The organism is Nocardioides sediminis (assembly GCF_003047295.1).
Lineage (GTDB): Bacteria > Actinomycetota > Actinomycetes > Propionibacteriales > Nocardioidaceae > Nocardioides > Nocardioides sediminis.
Genome location: NZ_PZYZ01000001.1, coordinates 549,561 through 566,477, shown reverse-complemented (window position 1 = coordinate 566,477; position 16,917 = coordinate 549,561). Strand labels below are relative to the sequence as shown.

The window sequence follows — 16,917 nt, the reverse complement described above, 5'->3', positions numbered from 1 at the left end:
CAACAGGCTCGCCCGCCGGCTCACGGCAACGCCCTCGGCGGTGCGGACGCGTCTGGCAGCTCCAGCGTCGTGCGCAGCTCCACCTTGCCGTGGACCTCGCCCTCCCCGACCAGGGTCGTGATCGGCACCCGTTCGCCGAACCGCGGCGAGTACCAGCCCAGGACCGGGTCGGTCTCCCCGCGGTGGGCGGTCCACGCCAGCTCGCGGGACAGGTGCAGGCCGGCGGTGACCTCGCCCGTGGGGCCGGACCACCTCAGGACTGCTTCGGTCCCCGTGGGGTCCGGGGGCAGCTCGACGGCCACGTCCGGGCCGAGGTGGAGGAAGAGGCGCACGGTGTGCCGTCCCTCGCCCTTCACGACGTCGTCGATGCTCAGGAGGCGGGTCGCCCGATCGAGGCAGACGGTCCGCTGGTGGCGAAGGCTCGGGTCGAGATGGGTGTACCCCGTGTGCCGCGCCGTCCAGTACGCCGGGTCACCGTCCGAGGAACCGAGCACGCGCGTGGACGCCTGGGTGCGCCACATGAACGGACCGCCCTCCACCGACTGGGAGGTGCCGTCCAGCTCGACCGTGTTGTGGGCGCGGGTGGAGCGGAAGTAGCTCCGCCACTCCGGCTCCCCGTGGTAGCAGTAGGTCCCCGGATCGACCAGCACCTCGGTCCCGTCGTACCTCACCTCCACCGAGAGCGCATCGGCATGGGCGTGGGCGGCGATGGAGAGGAAGCCGTGGGGCCCGCCGTCGCAGCGGCACCAGATCTCCGGCCCGTCCTCGGGCGGCGTGCGCAGCAGCTGGATGCCCGCGTCCGGGAAGCCTCGCGGTGGCGCGGTGGGCCGCCCCGCGACGCGCGGGCGGCTGGGCAGCAGGGAGGCCAGCGCACAGGAGGCGACGCCCTCGGCAGCCGGGGGCCACCAGGACCGATCACCCAGGACGGCATTGCCGAGGCCCAGCGCCAGTCCCCACGGGTCGGTCTCCGGGTCGTCGAGCACGAGGGCCCGCCCCTCGTCACCGTCCCCCTGCCGCGGTGGTCGGCCGTGCGCGTCGACGAGGGCGGCGGCGGCGTCCAGCGACGCCGCGAGCAGCGACCAGGTGGCCGGCGTGACCGGACGACCGGCCGCCGCCGTCTCCACGGCGGACACGAGTCCGAGCTCGGTGGTGAAGCGGTGGTAGTCGGTCGCGAGCTCGCGGTTGACCCCGCTGGGGAACGTGTTCGCGGCGAGGCTGTCCTGGAGCCGGCGGAGACCGAGGGTGTGCCACCGGCGGCTCTGGGCGTACCACGGGAACGCGGAGGCGGCGGCGAGCAGGCCGGCCGCCTCGGCGACGGCGTGGTTGTTGGCCGAGGAGCCGCGGCTGGGGAAGGCGGCCAGGAAGCGTTGGTGCCACCAGATCTGGCGCAGCGCGTCGTCGTTGGTCTCGAAGAGGTCGCCGACCTTCGGCCACTCGTGGAGCATCCGGCGCACCCAGACCCAGCTGGTCAGCCGCACCCCGAGCTCGATGCCGCTGGTCCAGTGGATCCCCGACAGGTGGGGGTTCTGCCGCCACCACGACCGGAGCTGGGCGTCGACGACCTCGGCGTACCGCTCGTCCCCGACCAGCCACCACGCGCTCGCCAGGACGGTGAGGTGGTGGTGGCGGGAGAGCTCCCACACCGCCTTGACGTTGCCGGTCACCTGCTCGTCGCGGTGGTCTATCCGGGACGCGAGGCGGTCCCGGGGGGCGCGCCGCCCCGTCACCGGGTCGAGGAACCAGTCCGGGTCCGCGATGTCGGACCGCGGAGTGCCGAGCAGGACCCACTCCCCCTCCAGCAACCGGTCGGCAGCGGCGACGACGCCGGCTCGCGCCCGCTCGGGCACCTGCTCGCGGACCGCATCGGGGATCGCGGGCGCGAAGGGCCGGAGCCCGTGCAGGCCACGGGGAAGGCGAGCGTCGTCCCCGGGGTGCACCTGCCGCCGCGCCCAGGCCAGGTGCCGGGCCTGGTCCATGCTCCGCCACGCCACCTCCGACGGCGACATGCGCCTGAGCCGCTGGGCGTACCAGCCGATCGAGCGGGTCATGGTCGCACCCGTTCCCCCGTCGTCACGCTCGTGCCCACCGCGATCGTGGCCCGGGTCGTCAGGACGAGCGAGTCCCAGGTGACGGGCATGGGACCACCGCCGCGCACCGCCTCGACGAAGCGCAGCAGCATCGCGCGCTGGCCCTTGTCCTGGCCGGTGAGGACCCGCTTGACGTCCTTGCCCGACGGCGTCCACACGGTCGCCCGCGTGAAGTTGTCCAGGCGGGCGCTGCGGCCTCCCCCGGAGACGTCCAGGGTCTCCTTGGGGAAACGGGCGTGCCCGCCCGTCACGTAGCTGATGATCCCCACGGAGTCGTCGGCGAACCGGATCGTCGCGTGCAGGTCACCGCCCGTCGCGGCCGGGGCCTGGACCGCGTGCACCTCCACGGGGGGCTGGCCGGTGACGGCGCTCAGCAGGTCGACGAAGTGGCCCCCCTCCCCCGCGAACCGCGAGCCCTCGAGGCCCTCGTCCAGGTACCAGCTCGACGGGGCCAGGCGTCCGGCGCTGACCAGGTACCGGGCGCTCACCGGTCCGTCGACCCTGCCGAGACGCTGCTGGAGGTCGACGACCAGGGGGGCGAAGCGCCGGTTGAACCCCACCATCAGCCGGTCGTTCCCGGTCCGCTCGATCGTCTCGACCACCTGGTCGACCTGGTCGAGCGTGAGCGCGAGCGGCTTCTCGACGAAGACGGCCTTCCCGCGCTCCAGCGCCCGGCACACGAGGTCGGCGTGGGAGTGGTGCCGGGTGACCACGAACACCGCGTCGATGGCCGGGTCGTCGAGCACCGCGGCCGCGTCAGTCCTGGCGGTCCCGAAGCCGAACTTGCGCTGGGCGTTGATGGCCGAGAGCGACCGGGTGGTCGCCACCGCGGCGAGCTCCACGCCCTCCTGCCGTGCCAGCTGCGGCAGGAGCATGGACGTGGCGTAGTTGCCGGCGCCGATGAAGCCGAGCCGCACGTCCCTGCCCGAGACCCGCGGCGCCGGCCGCGGCGCGGGCGCGGCGGCCGACGGCGCCGGGCGAGCGACCTCCGGCCGGGACGGCTCGACGGCCGCCTGCGGGTACTCCAGCAGGAAGCCGACACCGTCGAGCTCGCCGGTCCGCAGCTCCTCGTAGAGCGAGGCGGCCTCCCCGATGCCCCGGATGCCCGACACGAGCGTCGCGACCTCGACGCCGTCGCTGGCGATCAGGTCGAGGAAGCACGCCAGGTTGCGCCGCTCGGTCCACCGGACGTAGCCGGCCGGGTAGTCGATCCCGTCGAGCTCGTAGCGGTCGTCGTACCTCCCCGGTCCGTAGGACCGCGAGAACCGGACGTCGAGCTCCTTCTCGTAGTAGTCGTTCCACGGCAGGTCCAGCCGGGTCTTGCCGATGTCGACCACCCGGGCCCGGTCGCGCGCGAGGCGGGCGGCGAGCTCGACCGGGCCGTTGGACGAGCCGCCGGCCGCGAGGAACACGTGGTCGGCACCGAGGCCCGCCGTCGACGCTGCGAGTGCCTCGCTGATGACGGCCACCCCGTCGGGGTCGGGCCCCGCACAGGCGATGGCACCCGCCTTCTCGGCCATCCGGCACCGCGCCGGGACCGTGTCGACGCCGACGACGCGGACCCCCGCGGCCACGAGGAGCCGCACGACCAGCTGGCCGACGAGCCCCAGCCCGATCACGCACGCCGTCTCGCCCAGCTGCACCTCGCCGCGGCGTACTCCCTGCATGGCGATCGCGCCCACGGTGGCGAAGGCGGCGTGCTCGGGAGCGATGCCGTCGGGCACGGGGACGCACAGGTTGACCGGCACCCAGTTGAGCTCCGCGTGCAGGGCGAACTCGTTGCCCGCGGCAGCGACGACGTCACCCACGGCGATGTCGGTCACACCGTCGCCCACCTCGACCACGACGCCGCACAGGGAGTAGCCGAGCGGCGTGTAGCTGTCCAGGCGGTTCATCGCCTTCTGGTAGGTCGCGAGCGGACCCTGCTGGGCCACCGAGTCGACCAGCTTGCGGACCTGGTCGGGCCGGGCCCGGGCCTTGCCCAGGAGCGACAGGCGGGCCTCGCTCACCTTCATCATCTCGGTCCCGGTCGAGATGAGCGAGTACGTCGTGCGCACCAGCACGCCCCCCGGCCGGCACGCCGGCGGGGGCACGTCGAGGACGGCGAGCTCGCCGGTGCGGTAGTTCTGGGCCACCTGCCTCATGCCGCGGCCACCCCCTTCTCGCGAGCGTTGCGGTACCAGAGCTCGAGGCTCAGCAGCTGCCACACCTCCTTGGAGCGGTCCCGTCGTCCGCTGCGCTGGTCGGCGACCAGGCGGAGCAGGGGCTCACGGCGTAGGAACCCGGTCCCGACGAGCTCGCCACCGACCAGCACGTCGTCGACGACCTCCCTGAGGTCGTTGGTCACCCACGCACGCAACGGCGCCCCGAACGACGCCTTGGGCCGGTCCACGATCTCGTCGGGCAGCCAGGTCCTGGCCACGTCCTTGAGTGCGGCCTTCTGCACGCGCCCACGGATCTTGGCCGGTCCCGGGAGGGAGAAGGCCGCCTCGAACACGAGCGGATCCACGAACGGCACCCGCACCTCGGTGGAGGCCGCCATGCTGGCCCGGTCGGTGTAGGTCAGGTTGAGGCCCGGCATGAACAGCCGGGAGTCCGCCAGGCACATCCGGCTGACGTGGTCGCCGAGTTCGTTGTCGTCGTAGACCTCCCGGTGGGCGTCCAGGACCCGGTCGACCTGTCCGGCCAGGTCCGGAGCGAGCAGCTCGAGCAGCTCGTCGCGCCCGTGCAGGGTGTAGCTGCGTCGGAACGCCTCCTCCTCCGGCAGCTCGGCGAAGCTGAGGAAGCGCTGCGCCCACCGCACCGTGCGGAGCCCGCGGCCGCCGGCGACCACGGGGAGCCGATCCACGACCGGGGCGACCACGCCACGGCGCAGGGGTGCCGGCAGCCGGCGGTAGCGCGCCGCCAGGACGCACGCCAGGTGCTTGCGGTAACCCCCGAAGAGCTCGTCGGCGCCCATGCCGGAGAGCAGCACCTTGACCCCGCCGGCGCGGGCGGCGTCGCACATGAGCAGCGTGTTGATGGCTGCGGGGTCCCCGATCGGCTCGTCGAGGATGTCCACCATGCGTGGGAGCAGGTCCACCACGTCCGGCGCGATCTCGATCTCGTGCAGGCGGATCCCGAGGTGGTCGGCCATCCTCCGCGCGTAATGGGCGTCGTCGGGCATCGCCTCGAGACGATGGTCCTGGGCACGGAAGGCGATCGTGTAGGCCTCGATGCCCGGGTCGCTGCGGTGGGCCAGCGCGGTCACGATGCTGGAGTCCAGCCCACCGCTGAGGAAGGACGCGACCGGCACGTCCGCCACCAGGTGTGCCTGCACCGACGACTCGATGGTCGCCCGCAGGTCTGCCGGCGCGCCGGCAGCGGCCCGGGCGGCCACGTCGGCCGGGCTCCAGTACTCGCCGCCCACCGCCGTGCCGTCGGGCCGGTACTCGACCCACGTCCCGGGCGGCAAGCGGTGTACCCCCTGCACCGCGTCGTGCTCCTGCGGGAGCCAGTAGTACAGGACGGAGGCCACCATCCCGGCAGGGTCGACACGCAGCTCGTGGCCCAGCGCCGCGACGACGGCCTTGAGCTCGGAGGCGAACACCACGCCGTCTCCCCGCCGCATGACGTACAGCGGCTTGATGCCGAGCGGGTCACGCGCCAGCGTCAGCCGGCCGGTGGCGGCGTCGTGGATCGCGAACGCGAACATCCCCCGGAAGCGGGGCAGCGCGGCGGTCCCCCAGGCGCGCCACGCCTCCAGCACCACCTCGGTGTCGGAGTCGGTCGTGAACTGCACGCCGAGGGCCGCGAGCCGGGCGCGCAGCTCGCGGTAGTTGTAGAGCTCGCCGTTGTAGCTGAGCGTCAGGCCCTGCTTGGACATCGGCTGGTCAGCCGCCGACGAGAGGTCGATGATCGACAGCCGCCGGTGGGCCAGCTGGACGCCGCTGGTCGGCTCGACGAGCTCCAGCACGCCGGACGCGTCCGGACCGCGATGGGCCAGTACGTCGATCATCGTGCCCACGACCACCTTGCCGTCGGGCTGCTGGAAGGCACCCGCCACGCCGCACATGGCTCAGCCCTCCACCGGCACGAGGACGGGACGGCCGACCAGGCCGGCGAAGACCCGCAGGTAGGCGGCCTCCTGGTGCCTCCAGGCGAGCTTGTCCAGGATGCGCGCCCGGCCGCGCGCCCCGAGCCGCCCGCGCTTCTCCGGGTCGTCCACGAGCGCCACCAGCTCTTCGGCGAAGGACTCCGCGCCGTCCTGCGCGTAGACCGCAGCGTCCTGGGCCGAGACCCTCGTCTCCTTCAGGTCGAAGGCGACGACCGGCAGAGCGAACGCCATGTACTCCATCGTCTTGTTCATCGTGGAGACGTCGTTGAGCGGGTTCTCGGGGTCGGGGCACAGGCCGACGTCAGCGGTCCTCAGCACTGCCGCCACGGTTTCGTCGGGCACCCGGCCCGTCAGCTCGACGTGGTCCCGCAGTCCCAGCCGGTCCCGCTGCGCGACCAGCTCCTCGAAGCAGTCGCCCGATCCCATCAGCGTGAAGGCGATGTCGGTGCGGCCCCACCGGTTGACCACGACGTCCGCCGCAGCCAACGCCAGGTCGACCCCGTCCTGCGGTCCCATGACGCCGAGGTACGCCGCGAGGTGGGCATGGCCGCGTCGCCGGGCGGGGTCCGCGGGGCCGGGGCTCAGCCGCTCCGGGTCCGGTCCCGTCCTGACCACCGTCACGTGCTCGGGCCGCTTGCCGCCGCGACGCCGGGCGATCTCGGCGTACGAGTCGTTGGTGGAGACGACCCGGTCGGCGGTCCTGAAGGTCATGCGCTCCAGCCAGAGCAGGGCGCGCAGCGGGAGGCGGGACCCTGTCGGGAACCGGGACTCGTACAGCTCGGGGCACAGGTCGTGGTGGTCGAAGACGAAGGCCGACCCGTCCAGGAGGCGCAATAGCCTCGCGAGCGGCCAGAAGATGTCCGGCGGGTTGCACGCCTGCACGACCGCGAAGGCGCCGCCGCGGCGGCGCTCGTCCAGGGCCCGGATGGTGGTGGCGAGGAAGGAGTGGGTGAACTCCGCGACGAACCCGATGCCGCCCTTGCCCGGGGCGCGCGAGCGGTAGGTCCGCACGGTCACTCCGTCGATCACCTCCCGGCGCGCGGACTCGGGACCTCGAGGGCAGATGACGGTGACGTCGTAGCCGGCGCGGGTCAGCGTCCCGCACTCCAACCAGACGCGACGGTCGAAGGGCACGTGCAGGTTCTGCACGATCACCAGCACCCGGGGCCGCCCGTGGGCGCGGTGGACCTCTCGCGCCCGAGTCACCAGAGCACCCCTTCGTACCCGGCGAGCCCCTCCACCGCCGGGCCGAGTCCCCCGTTGAGGTCGATCACCAGTGAGGGGTCCGCCGCGACCGTGGCCGCGACCACCTCCGGCCCGCCGTCGGAGACGATCGCCACGTCGGCCCCGTCCAGCGCCTCCTCCGGCGTGTCCGTCAGCAGCCGGCCGAGGTGCGGCAGCCGCTCCTCCACGTGCCGGAGGTTGGCTCCCACCAGCCGGGCGGGGTTGACCAGCGGGTCGTAGATGCGCACGTCGAACCCCTTGCCGATCAACCGCTCGGCGAGGTCGACGTTGGGGCTCTCCCGCAGGTCGTCGGTGCCGGACTTGAAGCTGAGCCCCAGCAGGGCGACGCGGCGCTGCTCCGTCGCCAGGACGCGGTCGACGGCGGCACGCAGGACCAGGTCGTTGGTCTGCATGACCCCCGACAGGAGCGGGGCGTCCACGTCGTCGATCCGCGCGAGGTGCAGCATCGAGCGCAGGTCCTTGGGCAGGCACGAGCCGCCGAAGGCGAAGCCGGGCCGCAGGTAGCGCGGGGAGATGTTGAGCTTGGTGTCCCGGCAGAACAGGCTCATCACCTCGCGGGTGTCCACGCCGTGACCGCGGAAGACCCGGGCGACCTCGTTGGCGAAGGAGACCTTGGTGGCGTGGAAGGCGTTGCACGCGAACTTGAGCGCCTCCGCCGTGGCGACCGACACCCGGTGGCACGGCGCGTCGACGAACCCGAAGAGCTCCTCGAGCTGCCCGCTGGCGGCCACGTCGTCGCTCCCGACCACGATGTAGGGCGGCTCGAAGAAGTCGCTGACCCCGAAGCCCTCGCGCAGGAACTCCGGGCACATGGCCGTCGCGACCGCCCAGCCGTCCGGGAGCGGCCCGGCGAACCGGGGGGCGACCAGCTCCTCACCGGTGCCGGGTGGCACCGTGCTCCGGATGACGACGGTGTGGTGCCCGCCCGGCGGCGGCGTCGCCACCTCCAGCGCCCGGCGTACGTCGTCCAGGGCGCGTTCCACGTAGGCGAGGTCGGTCGCTCCCCCGGGCGCCGACGGCGTCCCCACGCAGATGAGCGAGACGTCGGCGCGCTCGAGGGCGGGCGCGGCCGTCGTCGTGGCCCGGAGACGGCCGGCGGCGACCGCCTCGGACACCAGCGGGGCGAGCCCGGGCTCGACCACGGGACTGGCGCCGCCATTGACGGTGTCCACCTTGCCCGGGTCGACGTCCACCCCGACCACCTCGTGACCGCCGGAGGCCAGGCACGCGGCGGTGACCGTCCCGACGTAGCCCAGTCCGAAGACAGCAACCCTCATCCGTCGTTCCAATCTCGTGCGGATCACGTGCGCGGGCCCCCGACGGGCCATGCTGATCAGACGCCCGGGGGAGGAACCGCAGATCTCTCGCCCATTCCCCCAACTTTCGGGATGGGCTCCCGACGCCCCGCGGGGCAGTCCCGCGGGCGCACCGAGGTGACCGTCCACGGCGCGGCGACCGGGCTCGGCGTGGCCTCGAGGTGGGCGACTCCGCCATGATGTGCCGCATGCCGCACACACACGAACGCCCCGCCCGCTGATGGCCACCTCGCTGCGCAAGGAGCTGGCGTACGACGCCGAGGCCGACGCCGTCGCCGCCATGCTCGTCGACGCCTCCTTCCGTGAGGAGGTGCTGGCGCGCATGCGGGTCCTGCGGGGATCCGCGACCGTGGAGGACCGCATCGTCAGGATCGAGCAGGTGCAGTCGGCGGCCGGCATCCCGTCGTTCGCCCGCAAGATCGTCGGGGACGAGATCGACATCCTGCAGGTGGAGGACTGGACGGCCGGTCACACCGCCGAGGTCCAGGTCACCATCCCCGGCAAGCCCGGGGACATGAGCGGGACGGCCCGGCTCGAGCCGGCGGGGGGTCGGACCCTCGAGGTCGTCGAGCTCACGATCACGGTCGGCATCCCCTTGGTCGCCGGCAAGATCGAGAAGCTCGTCGCCGACATGCTGCACAAGGCCCTGGACAAGGAGCACGAGGTCGGTCGGGAGTGGCTGGCCCGATGACCCCAGGTCCGCTCGCCTCGGCCTACGGCCCGCTCGCCGACGTGGTGGCGGGGCTGGGCGACGCGGACGCCTGGACCCCGACCGGTTGCCTCGGGTGGGTGGTGCGCGACCTCGTGACCCACCTGCGCGCCGACACGGTGCGGGCGCTCGTGGCGGTCCACACGCCGGCCGGCCGCGCCGCCGACTGCGACGCCGTGCGCTACTGGGCGGACTGGGGAAGCGACGCGGACGCCGACGAGGAGACCCGGCGCTGGACGCGCGCCGAGTCGCTCCCCTGGTCCTGGACGGGTCTGCGGGACCGGTACGTCGAGTCCGCGGCCGCGGCGGCGCGCGCGTTCGAGGCGGCCGACCCGGCCGCGGTCGTCGCGACGCAGGGGCACGCGCTCACCGTCGCCGACCTGACCAGCACCCTGGTCGTGGAGGCCACGCTGCACCACGTCGACCTCGTGACGTCGCTGGACGCCCCGGGCCCGCCTCCGGAGGGCATGACCGAGGTGCGCCGCGTCGTCGAGGCCCTCCTCGGTCCGGCGGCGTCGGTCTCCGGCTGGACCGACGAGCGGGTGGCCCTGGTCGGCACGGGGCGGGCGGTCCCGACGTCCGACGAGGTCGCCGACCTCGCCGGCGCGCGGGTCCCCGTCTTCACCTGACCTGCGTCAGTCGTCCTCCTCGTGGCGGCGTCGCCAGACGACCACCGCGAGGAGCACGACCGGACCGAACGCGAGCAGGAGCGTGAGCGCCTGCTCGTAGGGGTGCAGGGACCCCATGTGGAGCACGGTCACCTGCAGCCCTCGCTCACTCGGTGTCCATGTAGGGGTAGCGGTGGTCGGTCGGGGGCACGAAGGTCTCCTTGATCGACCGCGGCGAGGTCCAGCGCAGCAGGTTGACCGCGGCGCCGGCCTTGTCGTTGGTCCCCGACGCCCGGCCGCCGCCGAAGGGCTGCTGCCCCACGACCGCACCGGTCGGCTTGTCGTTGACGTAGAAGTTGCCGGCCGCGAAGCGCAGGGCGTTGCGGGCCCAGGCCACCGCCGTCCGGTCCTGGGCGATGATCGCACCGGTGAGGGCGTACGGCGCGAAGGACTCCATCTGGTCCACGACCTTCTCGAAGCGGTCGTCCTCGTAGACGTGCACCGCCAGGATCGGGCCGAAGTACTCCTCGGAGAACATCTGGTCGGTCGGGTCGGTGGACACCACGATCGTCGGACGGACGAAGTAGCCCACCGAGTCGTCGGTCTGCCCGCCGGCCAGCAGCGTGAGGTGCTTGTTGGCCCGCACCCGGGCGATCGCCTTCTTGTGCTTGGCGAACGCCCGGTCGTCGATCACCGCACCCATGAAGTTGGAGAAGTCGGTGACGTCACCCATCGCGAGGCCCTCGGTGTCGGCCACGAGCTGGTCCTTGATCTTGTCCCAGACCGAGCGGGCGACGTAGGCGCGGGAGGCGGCCGAGCACTTCTGGCCCTGGTACTCGAAGGCACCGCGCAGCATCGCGACACGGGCGACGTCGGGGTCGGCCGACGGGTGGACGACCACGAAGTCCTTGCCGCCGGTCTCGCCGACGATCCGCGGGTAGGCGCGGTAGGAGGAGATGTTCTCCCCCACGGTGCGCCACAGGTGCTGGAAGGTCGGCGTGGAGCCGGTGAAGTGGATGCCGGCCAGGTCGGGGCTGGCGAGCGCCACCTTGGAGACGTCGAGCCCGTCGCCGGGGAGCATGTTGATGACGCCGGGCGGCATGCCGGCCTCCTCCAGCAGCTCCATGGTCAGCGACGCGGCGAGCTGCTGGGTGGGCGAGGGCTTCCACAGCACGGTGTTGCCCATCAGCGCGGGCGCGGTCGGCAGGTTGCCGGCGATCGCGGTGAAGTTGAACGGGGTGATCGCGTAGACGAAGCCCTCGAGCGGGCGGTGGTCCGTCCGGTTCCAGATGCCGGGGCTGTTGGCGATCGGCTGGTCGGTGAGGATGCCGCGCGCGTAGTGCACGTTGAAGCGCCAGAAGTCGATGAGCTCGCAGGCCGAGTCGATCTCGGCCTGGAAGGCCGTCTTGGACTGGCCCAGCATCGTCGCGGCGTTGATCCGCTGGCGCCACGGGCCGGCCAGCAGGTCGGCGGCCTTGAGGATGATCGCGGCCCGGTCGTCGAAGGACATCGCCTGCCACTCCGGGGCCGCCGCGGCCGCGGCCTTGACCGCCGCCTCCGCGTCCTTGGTGGTCGAGTTCTTGAACGTGCCGAGCACGTGCTGGTGGTCGTGGGGCTGGACGACCTTGATCTCCGCGCCCCCGCCGTTGCGCCGGCGGCCGTTGATGTGGGCACGCAGGGTGTGCTGCTTGGCCTCGAGCCGCGCGAGCTCGACCTTCAGGGCCGCCCGCTCCGGCGTCCCGGGGGCGTAGGTGAGGTTCGGCTCGTTGACCGGAGCCGGAGGTGTGGTGATCGCGTCCATGGGGCCGACCCTAGCGACCCCCGATCATCCCTTCGAGCAGCCCCGGGACCTCCTGGGTGGCGTACCAGGCGAGGTCGTCGTCCGGGTCCGCGTCGTCGTCGGTGTCCACGTGCACCGACGCCACGAGCCGCCAGGGCACCGATCGCGTCCCGTCGGGGGCCTCGACGACCAGCACGACGCGACGTCCGGGGCCGGGAAGCAGCGCCGCCGAGGCGTCGGCGGCGGTCATCAGGGCGGCGTACTCCGCCTCCTCGGACTCGTCCTCAGCGGTGATCGGGTCGGCGTCCACGGGCACGGCCTGCCCGGCGAGGTAGTCCGCCAGGAGCTCCGGGGTGGCCGGGACGTAGGCGCGGACGCTCATCGGCGCTCCTCCTCGCGACGTCCCCGCGGCGCCCTCTTGCGGGCGTCGCTGGCCGACTCGGCGAGCTCGTCGAGCGCCTCGACCAGGCACTGGCCGAGGGTGTCCACGTCCGGCACGGCGTCGCGGTCGGCGGTGATGCCGTAGAAGACGCCCCCGTTGTACGACGTCACGCCGACGGCCAGCGTGTGCTCGGGCAGGAGCGGGTGGACCGGGTAGGTCTCCACCATCTCCGCCCCCGCGGCGTACAACGGGAACTGCGGTCCCGGCACGTTGGTGACCGAGAGGTGGAACCCGCGCCGGGCCTCGGCCGCCGCGACCCGCGACCCCAGGGCGTGGAAGGTCGTGGGAGCGAAGCCGGAGATGCCCGCCAGGCGCCGGGCCGAGACGGCGCGGCCGGTCTCCTTGTGCGCCCGGAAGCCGTAGCTGACCTGGTGCAGGCGCACCACCGGGGACGGCTCGCTGATCGGCAGGTTGACGAGGTGGCCGGCCACCTGGGTGCCCAACGAGGTGGCCTCGAGGTCGTCGTCGATGACCGACATCGGCACCATCGCCCGGATCGTGCGCACGCCCGCCATGGACTCGGTGCGGGTCATCAGCCAGCCCCGGAGCGCGCCGGCGACGGTGGCGAGCACGACGTCGTTGATGGTCCCGCCGTGGACGCTGCGGATCCGCTTGTAGACCTCGAGCTCGGTGCGGACGGCGAGGAAGCGTCGCTGCTGGGACAACGGCCGGTTGATCGGGCTGCCGTGGACCGTGCTCCGCCCGGCGAGGGCGCCGGCGACCCCGCCGACGCGGTGGGCGACGGCGCTGACGGTGCGTGCGGCCGACTCGGCATTGGCCTGCACCGTGCGGACGGCGGTGCCGGGCCGCTCGAGGGTCTCGGTGAGCGCGCCCACCGCCAGCCCGAGCGCCGTCGGGCGGCGACGCGGCTGCCACTCGTCGTGGCCGAGGTCGGGCGCCTCCGGGGTGGTGTCCAGCAGCACCTGGCCGATGTCGACGGTCTCGCGGCCGTCCACGAGGATCTGGTGGCTCTTGGTCAGGACCGCCACGCGGCCGCCCTCGAGGCCCTCGACGAAGTAGATCTCCCACAGCGGCCGGCTGCGGTCGAGCGGTCGGGACGCGATCCGCGCCACGAGCTCGCGCAGCTGGTGGTGGTCGCCGGGACGGGGCAGGGCGGAGCGGCGTACGTGGTAGCCGATCTCGAAGTCTGGGTCGTCCACCCAGACCGGGTTGGCCAGCCGCCCGGGCACGGGCTGGAGGCGCTGGCGGTAGCGCGGCACGAAGGCGATGCGGTCGGTGATGAGCTGGACGAGGCGGGCGTGGTCGAAGCCGGACTCACCGGGGTCGAAGATCTCGACCGTCGCGTTGTGCATCGGCGTCGAGGGGGACTCGGTGGCCAGCAAGGCCAGGTCCCGCGGCCGCAGCCGCTCGGTCATGAAAGCCCCTTCGTCGTGGTGTCGGACACTCCTGGCCGCCCCGGGGACGGCCCGGGCGGCGGCCGTGTTGCTCCACGTGGGATTCTGGCAGAGGCTCCCACCCCGAGCGTGCGGAGTCCAACGCCGACACGGGGTCCTCGGCCCCGACGCCGACCCGACGGAGGACACACATGCGCGCGACGCGGCTCGCCCCGCTGGCCCTGACCCTGCTGCTCGCCCTGGGCCTCACCGCCTGCGGCGACGACAGCACGACCGAGCCGGAGGCCGGCACCAGCGAGACGCCGTCGGCCACGTCGAGCCCCACCGAGAGCACCAGCGAGGGCGAGTCTGCCTCGCCCGACGACTCGACCCAGTCGCCGGAGCCGAGCCGCCCCACCATCGAGATCACCTTCGATGGCGACACCGTCGACCCCAACGGCGAGCGCGTCGAGGTGCCGATGGGCGAGGAGATCGACCTCGTCATCACCGCCGACCGACCCGGCGAGCTCCACGTGCACTCCACGCCCGAGCAGGAAGTGGCCTACGAGGCCGGCACCAGCACCCACTCGCTGGTGATCGACCAGCCGGGCGTCGTCGAGGTCGAGTCCCACGACCCCGCGCTCGTGGTCGTCCAGCTCGAAGTCCGCTGAGGTGGGCGGGAACCCGACCGGCGACCTCCTCGCCCACGGCATCGGCGGCGCCAAGGACCTGCCCATCCCGCTCGAGCTCGCCATCGCGGGGGCGGTGGCCGCGCTCGTCGTGTCCTTCACCGTGCTCGCCGTGGCCTGGCGCAGCCCGCGGTACGACGCCGCGACCAGCGGCCGCCCCGCCCCCGCGTGGCTCGACCGGCTCACGTCCTCGACGCCCTGGCGGGTGGTGCTGCGCGCCGTGGGCTTCGCGTTCTTCCTCTACGTCGCCGCGGCCGCCGTCTTCGGCCAGGACACCTTGGTCAACCCGTTCCTCGGCGTCTTCTACGTGCTGCTGTGGGTCGGCCTCGTGCCGGCGTCGGTCCTGCTCGGGCCGGTCTGGAAGGCGCTGAGCCCCAGCCGGACCATCAATGCGGTCCTGGCCCGGGTCTCCGGCACCGACCCCGAGGTGGGCATGTACGCCTACCCCGAGCGGCTGGGCTACTGGCCGGCCGCCGTGGGGCTGTACGCCTTCGTCTGGCTGGAGCTCGTCTACCCGCACTCCACCGAGATCGGTCCGGTGCGGCTGTGGTGCGCGGTCTACCTCGGGGTGATGCTGATCGGCGGTGCGCTGTTCGGCAACCGCTTCTTCGAGCGGGCCGACCCCTTCGAGGTCTACTCCTCGCTGGTGGCGAAGCTCTCGGTCTGGGGCCACCGCGACGGCCGGCTCGTGCTGCGCAGCCCGCTGGCCAACCTCGACACCGTCCCCGTCGCGCCCGGCCTCGTGGGCGTCGTGGCCGTGCTGTTCGGCAGCACGGCGTACGACTCGTTCAAGGAGGCCAGCCCCTGGGTCCGGTTCGTCCAGACGACGTCGATCCCGTCAGGGCTCATCGACAACGTCGCACTGCTCGTCTTCTGCGTGGGCGTCGGCGTGATCTTCGCGGCCGGGGCCATGGCGACCGGGGTCGGGCCCGGGACGAGGCGCTCGACGCTGCCCGACCTCTTCGCGCACTCGATCGTGCCGATCATCGTGGGCTACATCATCGCCCACTACCTGACCTACCTCGTCGAGTACGGCCAGACGACGCTGGTGCAGCTGAGCGACCCGTTCAGCCGCGGCGACGACTACCTCGGCACGGCCGATCTCGCGGTCAACTACTGGCTCTCGTTCCACCCTGACTTCCTGGCCCGGCTCAAGGTCGGGGCGGTCGTGGTGGGTCACGTGCTCGGCGTGATCGCGGCCCACGACCGGGCGGTCAGGATCCTCCCCCGGCGCCACCAGCTCACCGGGCAGCTCTCGCTGCTGGTGGCGATGGTGTTCTTCACCGTGGGCGGGCTCTACCTGCTGTTCGCCGCCTGAGCCACGCGGGTGTCACCGGACCGACGTACGCCGGTGGGGCGGTGCGTCAGCTGACACCCGGGACGGGTCCGTAGGGCCAACCCTGGGGGTAGTAGTTGATCACGGTGATCGACTCGCAGGTCTCGCGCTCGGCGCGGATCTTGTCGAGCGGGTCGATGCGGCCGACGTAGATCACGCGGTCGTTGTTGCCCTCGCGGGACGTGCCGATGTCGTCGTAGTCGTCGCAGTAGAACTCGTCGCGGGCACCGTCGTCGTACAGGTAGATGGTGTCGTTGCCCTGCTCGCCGAACACCGAGTCCTCGCCGGGGCCGACGAAGAACGTGTCGTCGCCCGGGTCGCCCTTGACGTAGTGGTCGTTGCCGTCGCCGTCGATGACGACGTCGTCGCCGTTGCCGCCCTGCAGCGCGTAGTCGTCGCCGGGGCCGCCGTCGATCCAGTCGTTGTCGTCGAGGCCGAGGAGCTTGTCGCGGCCGTCGCCGCCGCGGATCACGTCGTTGCCCGGGCCGCCGTTGATCTCCGGCAGCCGGGTGGCGGCCTTCTTGTCCTTGTTCTTGGACTTGTCGGGGGCGATCCCGTCGTCGCCGGGTCCGCCGTCGAGCACGTCGTTGCCCGGCCCGCCGTTGATGTTCTCGGCACCGTCGGCGCCGTAGATGCTGTCGTCCCCGGACGCACCGGCGAGCTGGTCATCGCCGAGACCACCGTCGATGGTGTCGTTGTCGCCGTTGCCGTCGATGCGGTCGTTGCCGTCGCCGCCGGCGATCGAGTCGTTGCCCGTGCCGCCGTCGATGCGGTCGCCCTCGGTCCCGCCGTCGATCGTGTCGTCACCCGCGGCGCCGACGAGCCAGTCGGCACCCGCGACGCCGTAAAGGGAGTCGTTGCCGCCCTGGCCCTGCAGCTTGTCGTTGCCGCCCTGGCCGATCAGGGCGTCGTTGCCGGGGCCACCGATGAGGGTGTCCCTGCCGGCGCCGCCGTCGAGCTGGTCGTGGTCGGCGCCGCCGTAGACGGTGTCCCGCCCGCCGCGCGACGAGACCCGGTCGTTGCCGGACAGCGCCTTGATGGTGTCTGCCTTGCCGGTGCCGTTGATCCGGTCGGCCGTTCGGGAGGCCGTGATCTGGGCACCGATGGCGGGTCCCGCCACCAGGGTGAGGCAGATGGTCAAAGCTGCAGGCGCGCCGAGGCGCGCGCGGATACTCTGCATGGGAGTACTCCAAAGACGGGTTGACACCGGGGGGACCACCCAGTGTGCCCGCTTGAGACTCTCTTGTCAGATTCTTGAGGAAGATGGCCTCGTCC

At 72.7% G+C, this 16,917-nt stretch carries 14 protein-coding genes; 4 read left to right on the top strand and 10 right to left on the bottom strand.

The annotated features are described in order from the left end of the window. Window positions 1–20 precede the first annotated feature (20 nt). From DAI17_RS02705 to DAI17_RS02685, 5 genes are read right to left on the bottom strand one after another with little or no spacing between them, the layout of a single operon-like run. Window positions 21–2,048, bottom strand: a complete 2,028-nt coding sequence (locus tag DAI17_RS02705; protein ID WP_199904899.1) for an alginate lyase family protein — start codon at window positions 2,046–2,048, stop codon at window positions 21–23. Then, a complete protein-coding gene (locus DAI17_RS02700) occupies window positions 2,045–4,231 on the bottom strand; it encodes a bi-domain-containing oxidoreductase (RefSeq protein ID WP_107771335.1) in 2,187 nt (728 codons plus the stop codon). The genes DAI17_RS02705 and DAI17_RS02700 overlap by 4 nt, the downstream gene beginning before the upstream one ends. After that, window positions 4,228–6,141 (bottom strand): asparagine synthase (glutamine-hydrolyzing), encoded by a 1,914-nt coding sequence (asnB, locus tag DAI17_RS02695; protein ID WP_107771334.1) that lies wholly within the window; start codon window positions 6,139–6,141, stop codon window positions 4,228–4,230. The genes DAI17_RS02700 and asnB overlap by 4 nt, the downstream gene beginning before the upstream one ends. A 3-nt stretch (window positions 6,142–6,144) precedes the next feature. Further along, on the bottom strand, window positions 6,145–7,389 hold the full coding sequence (locus DAI17_RS02690) for a glycosyltransferase family 4 protein (protein ID WP_234412105.1): 1,245 nt from the start codon (window positions 7,387–7,389) through the stop codon (window positions 6,145–6,147). Further along, a complete protein-coding gene (locus DAI17_RS02685) occupies window positions 7,386–8,705 on the bottom strand; it encodes a nucleotide sugar dehydrogenase (RefSeq protein ID WP_107771332.1) in 1,320 nt (439 codons plus the stop codon). The genes DAI17_RS02690 and DAI17_RS02685 overlap by 4 nt, the downstream gene beginning before the upstream one ends. A gap of 259 nt (window positions 8,706–8,964) precedes the next feature. Between DAI17_RS02685 and DAI17_RS02680 the strand changes: the two genes are divergently transcribed. Next, entirely contained in the window at window positions 8,965–9,435 is a 471-nt protein-coding gene (locus DAI17_RS02680) for a DUF2505 domain-containing protein (RefSeq protein ID WP_107771331.1), read from the top strand. After that, a complete protein-coding gene (locus DAI17_RS02675) occupies window positions 9,432–10,082 on the top strand; it encodes a maleylpyruvate isomerase N-terminal domain-containing protein (protein WP_107771330.1) in 651 nt (216 codons plus the stop codon). The genes DAI17_RS02680 and DAI17_RS02675 overlap by 4 nt, the downstream gene beginning before the upstream one ends. A gap of 6 nt (window positions 10,083–10,088) precedes the next feature. On the opposite strand, the gene DAI17_RS21650 is transcribed toward DAI17_RS02675, so the two are convergent. The 4 genes from DAI17_RS21650 to DAI17_RS02660 are packed head-to-tail and all read right to left on the bottom strand — an operon-like array spanning window position 10,089 to window position 13,659. Further along, a complete protein-coding gene (locus DAI17_RS21650) occupies window positions 10,089–10,214 on the bottom strand; it encodes a hypothetical protein (protein ID WP_267894707.1) in 126 nt (41 codons plus the stop codon). Between the two features lie 13 nt (window positions 10,215–10,227). Continuing rightward, window positions 10,228–11,862 carry an L-glutamate gamma-semialdehyde dehydrogenase gene (pruA, locus tag DAI17_RS02670; RefSeq protein ID WP_107771329.1) on the bottom strand — a complete coding sequence of 545 codons (1,635 nt, stop codon included), beginning with the start codon at window positions 11,860–11,862 and terminating at the stop codon, window positions 10,228–10,230. Between the two features lie 10 nt (window positions 11,863–11,872). Beyond that, entirely contained in the window at window positions 11,873–12,223 is a 351-nt protein-coding gene (locus tag DAI17_RS02665; protein ID WP_107771328.1) for a DUF6912 family protein, read from the bottom strand. After that, on the bottom strand, window positions 12,220–13,659 hold the full coding sequence (locus DAI17_RS02660; RefSeq protein WP_107771327.1) for a WS/DGAT/MGAT family O-acyltransferase: 1,440 nt from the start codon (window positions 13,657–13,659) through the stop codon (window positions 12,220–12,222). Before DAI17_RS02660 ends, DAI17_RS02665 begins: the two co-directional genes overlap by 4 nt. A 170-nt stretch (window positions 13,660–13,829) precedes the next feature. Between DAI17_RS02660 and DAI17_RS02655 the strand changes: the two genes are divergently transcribed. Together DAI17_RS02655 and DAI17_RS02650 are read left to right on the top strand one after the other, a co-directional pair. Next, complete coding sequence (locus DAI17_RS02655; protein WP_107771326.1) at window positions 13,830–14,288, top strand: hypothetical protein; 459 nt, start codon at window positions 13,830–13,832, stop codon at window positions 14,286–14,288. Between the two features lies 1 nt (window position 14,289). Next, entirely contained in the window at window positions 14,290–15,624 is a 1,335-nt protein-coding gene (locus DAI17_RS02650; protein ID WP_107771325.1) for a hypothetical protein, read from the top strand. A 46-nt stretch (window positions 15,625–15,670) separates the two neighbouring features. Here the strand turns inward: DAI17_RS02650 and DAI17_RS02645 are convergent, their stop codons facing one another. Further along, window positions 15,671–16,822, bottom strand: a complete 1,152-nt coding sequence (locus tag DAI17_RS02645; protein WP_107771324.1) for a calcium-binding protein — start codon at window positions 16,820–16,822, stop codon at window positions 15,671–15,673. Window positions 16,823–16,917: the final 95 nt, after the last annotated feature.

Coding starts and splice junctions, on each gene's coding strand:
- DAI17_RS02705 (WP_199904899.1), bottom strand. CDS start 2,048: ATGACCCGCTCGATCGGCTGGTACGCCCAGCGGCTCAGGCGCATGTCG.
- DAI17_RS02700 (WP_107771335.1), bottom strand. CDS start 4,231: ATGAGGCAGGTGGCCCAGAACTACCGCACCGGCGAGCTCGCCGTCCTC.
- asnB (WP_107771334.1), bottom strand. CDS start 6,141: ATGTGCGGCGTGGCGGGTGCCTTCCAGCAGCCCGACGGCAAGGTGGTC.
- DAI17_RS02685 (WP_107771332.1), bottom strand. CDS start 8,705: ATGAGGGTTGCTGTCTTCGGACTGGGCTACGTCGGGACGGTCACCGCC.
- DAI17_RS02680 (WP_107771331.1), top strand. CDS start 8,965: ATGGCCACCTCGCTGCGCAAGGAGCTGGCGTACGACGCCGAGGCCGAC.
- DAI17_RS02675 (WP_107771330.1), top strand. CDS start 9,432: ATGACCCCAGGTCCGCTCGCCTCGGCCTACGGCCCGCTCGCCGACGTG.
- pruA (WP_107771329.1), bottom strand. CDS start 11,862: ATGGACGCGATCACCACACCTCCGGCTCCGGTCAACGAGCCGAACCTC.
- DAI17_RS02665 (WP_107771328.1), bottom strand. CDS start 12,223: ATGAGCGTCCGCGCCTACGTCCCGGCCACCCCGGAGCTCCTGGCGGAC.
- DAI17_RS02660 (WP_107771327.1), bottom strand. CDS start 13,659: ATGACCGAGCGGCTGCGGCCGCGGGACCTGGCCTTGCTGGCCACCGAG.
- DAI17_RS02655 (WP_107771326.1), top strand. CDS start 13,830: ATGCGCGCGACGCGGCTCGCCCCGCTGGCCCTGACCCTGCTGCTCGCC.
- DAI17_RS02645 (WP_107771324.1), bottom strand. CDS start 16,822: ATGCAGAGTATCCGCGCGCGCCTCGGCGCGCCTGCAGCTTTGACCATC.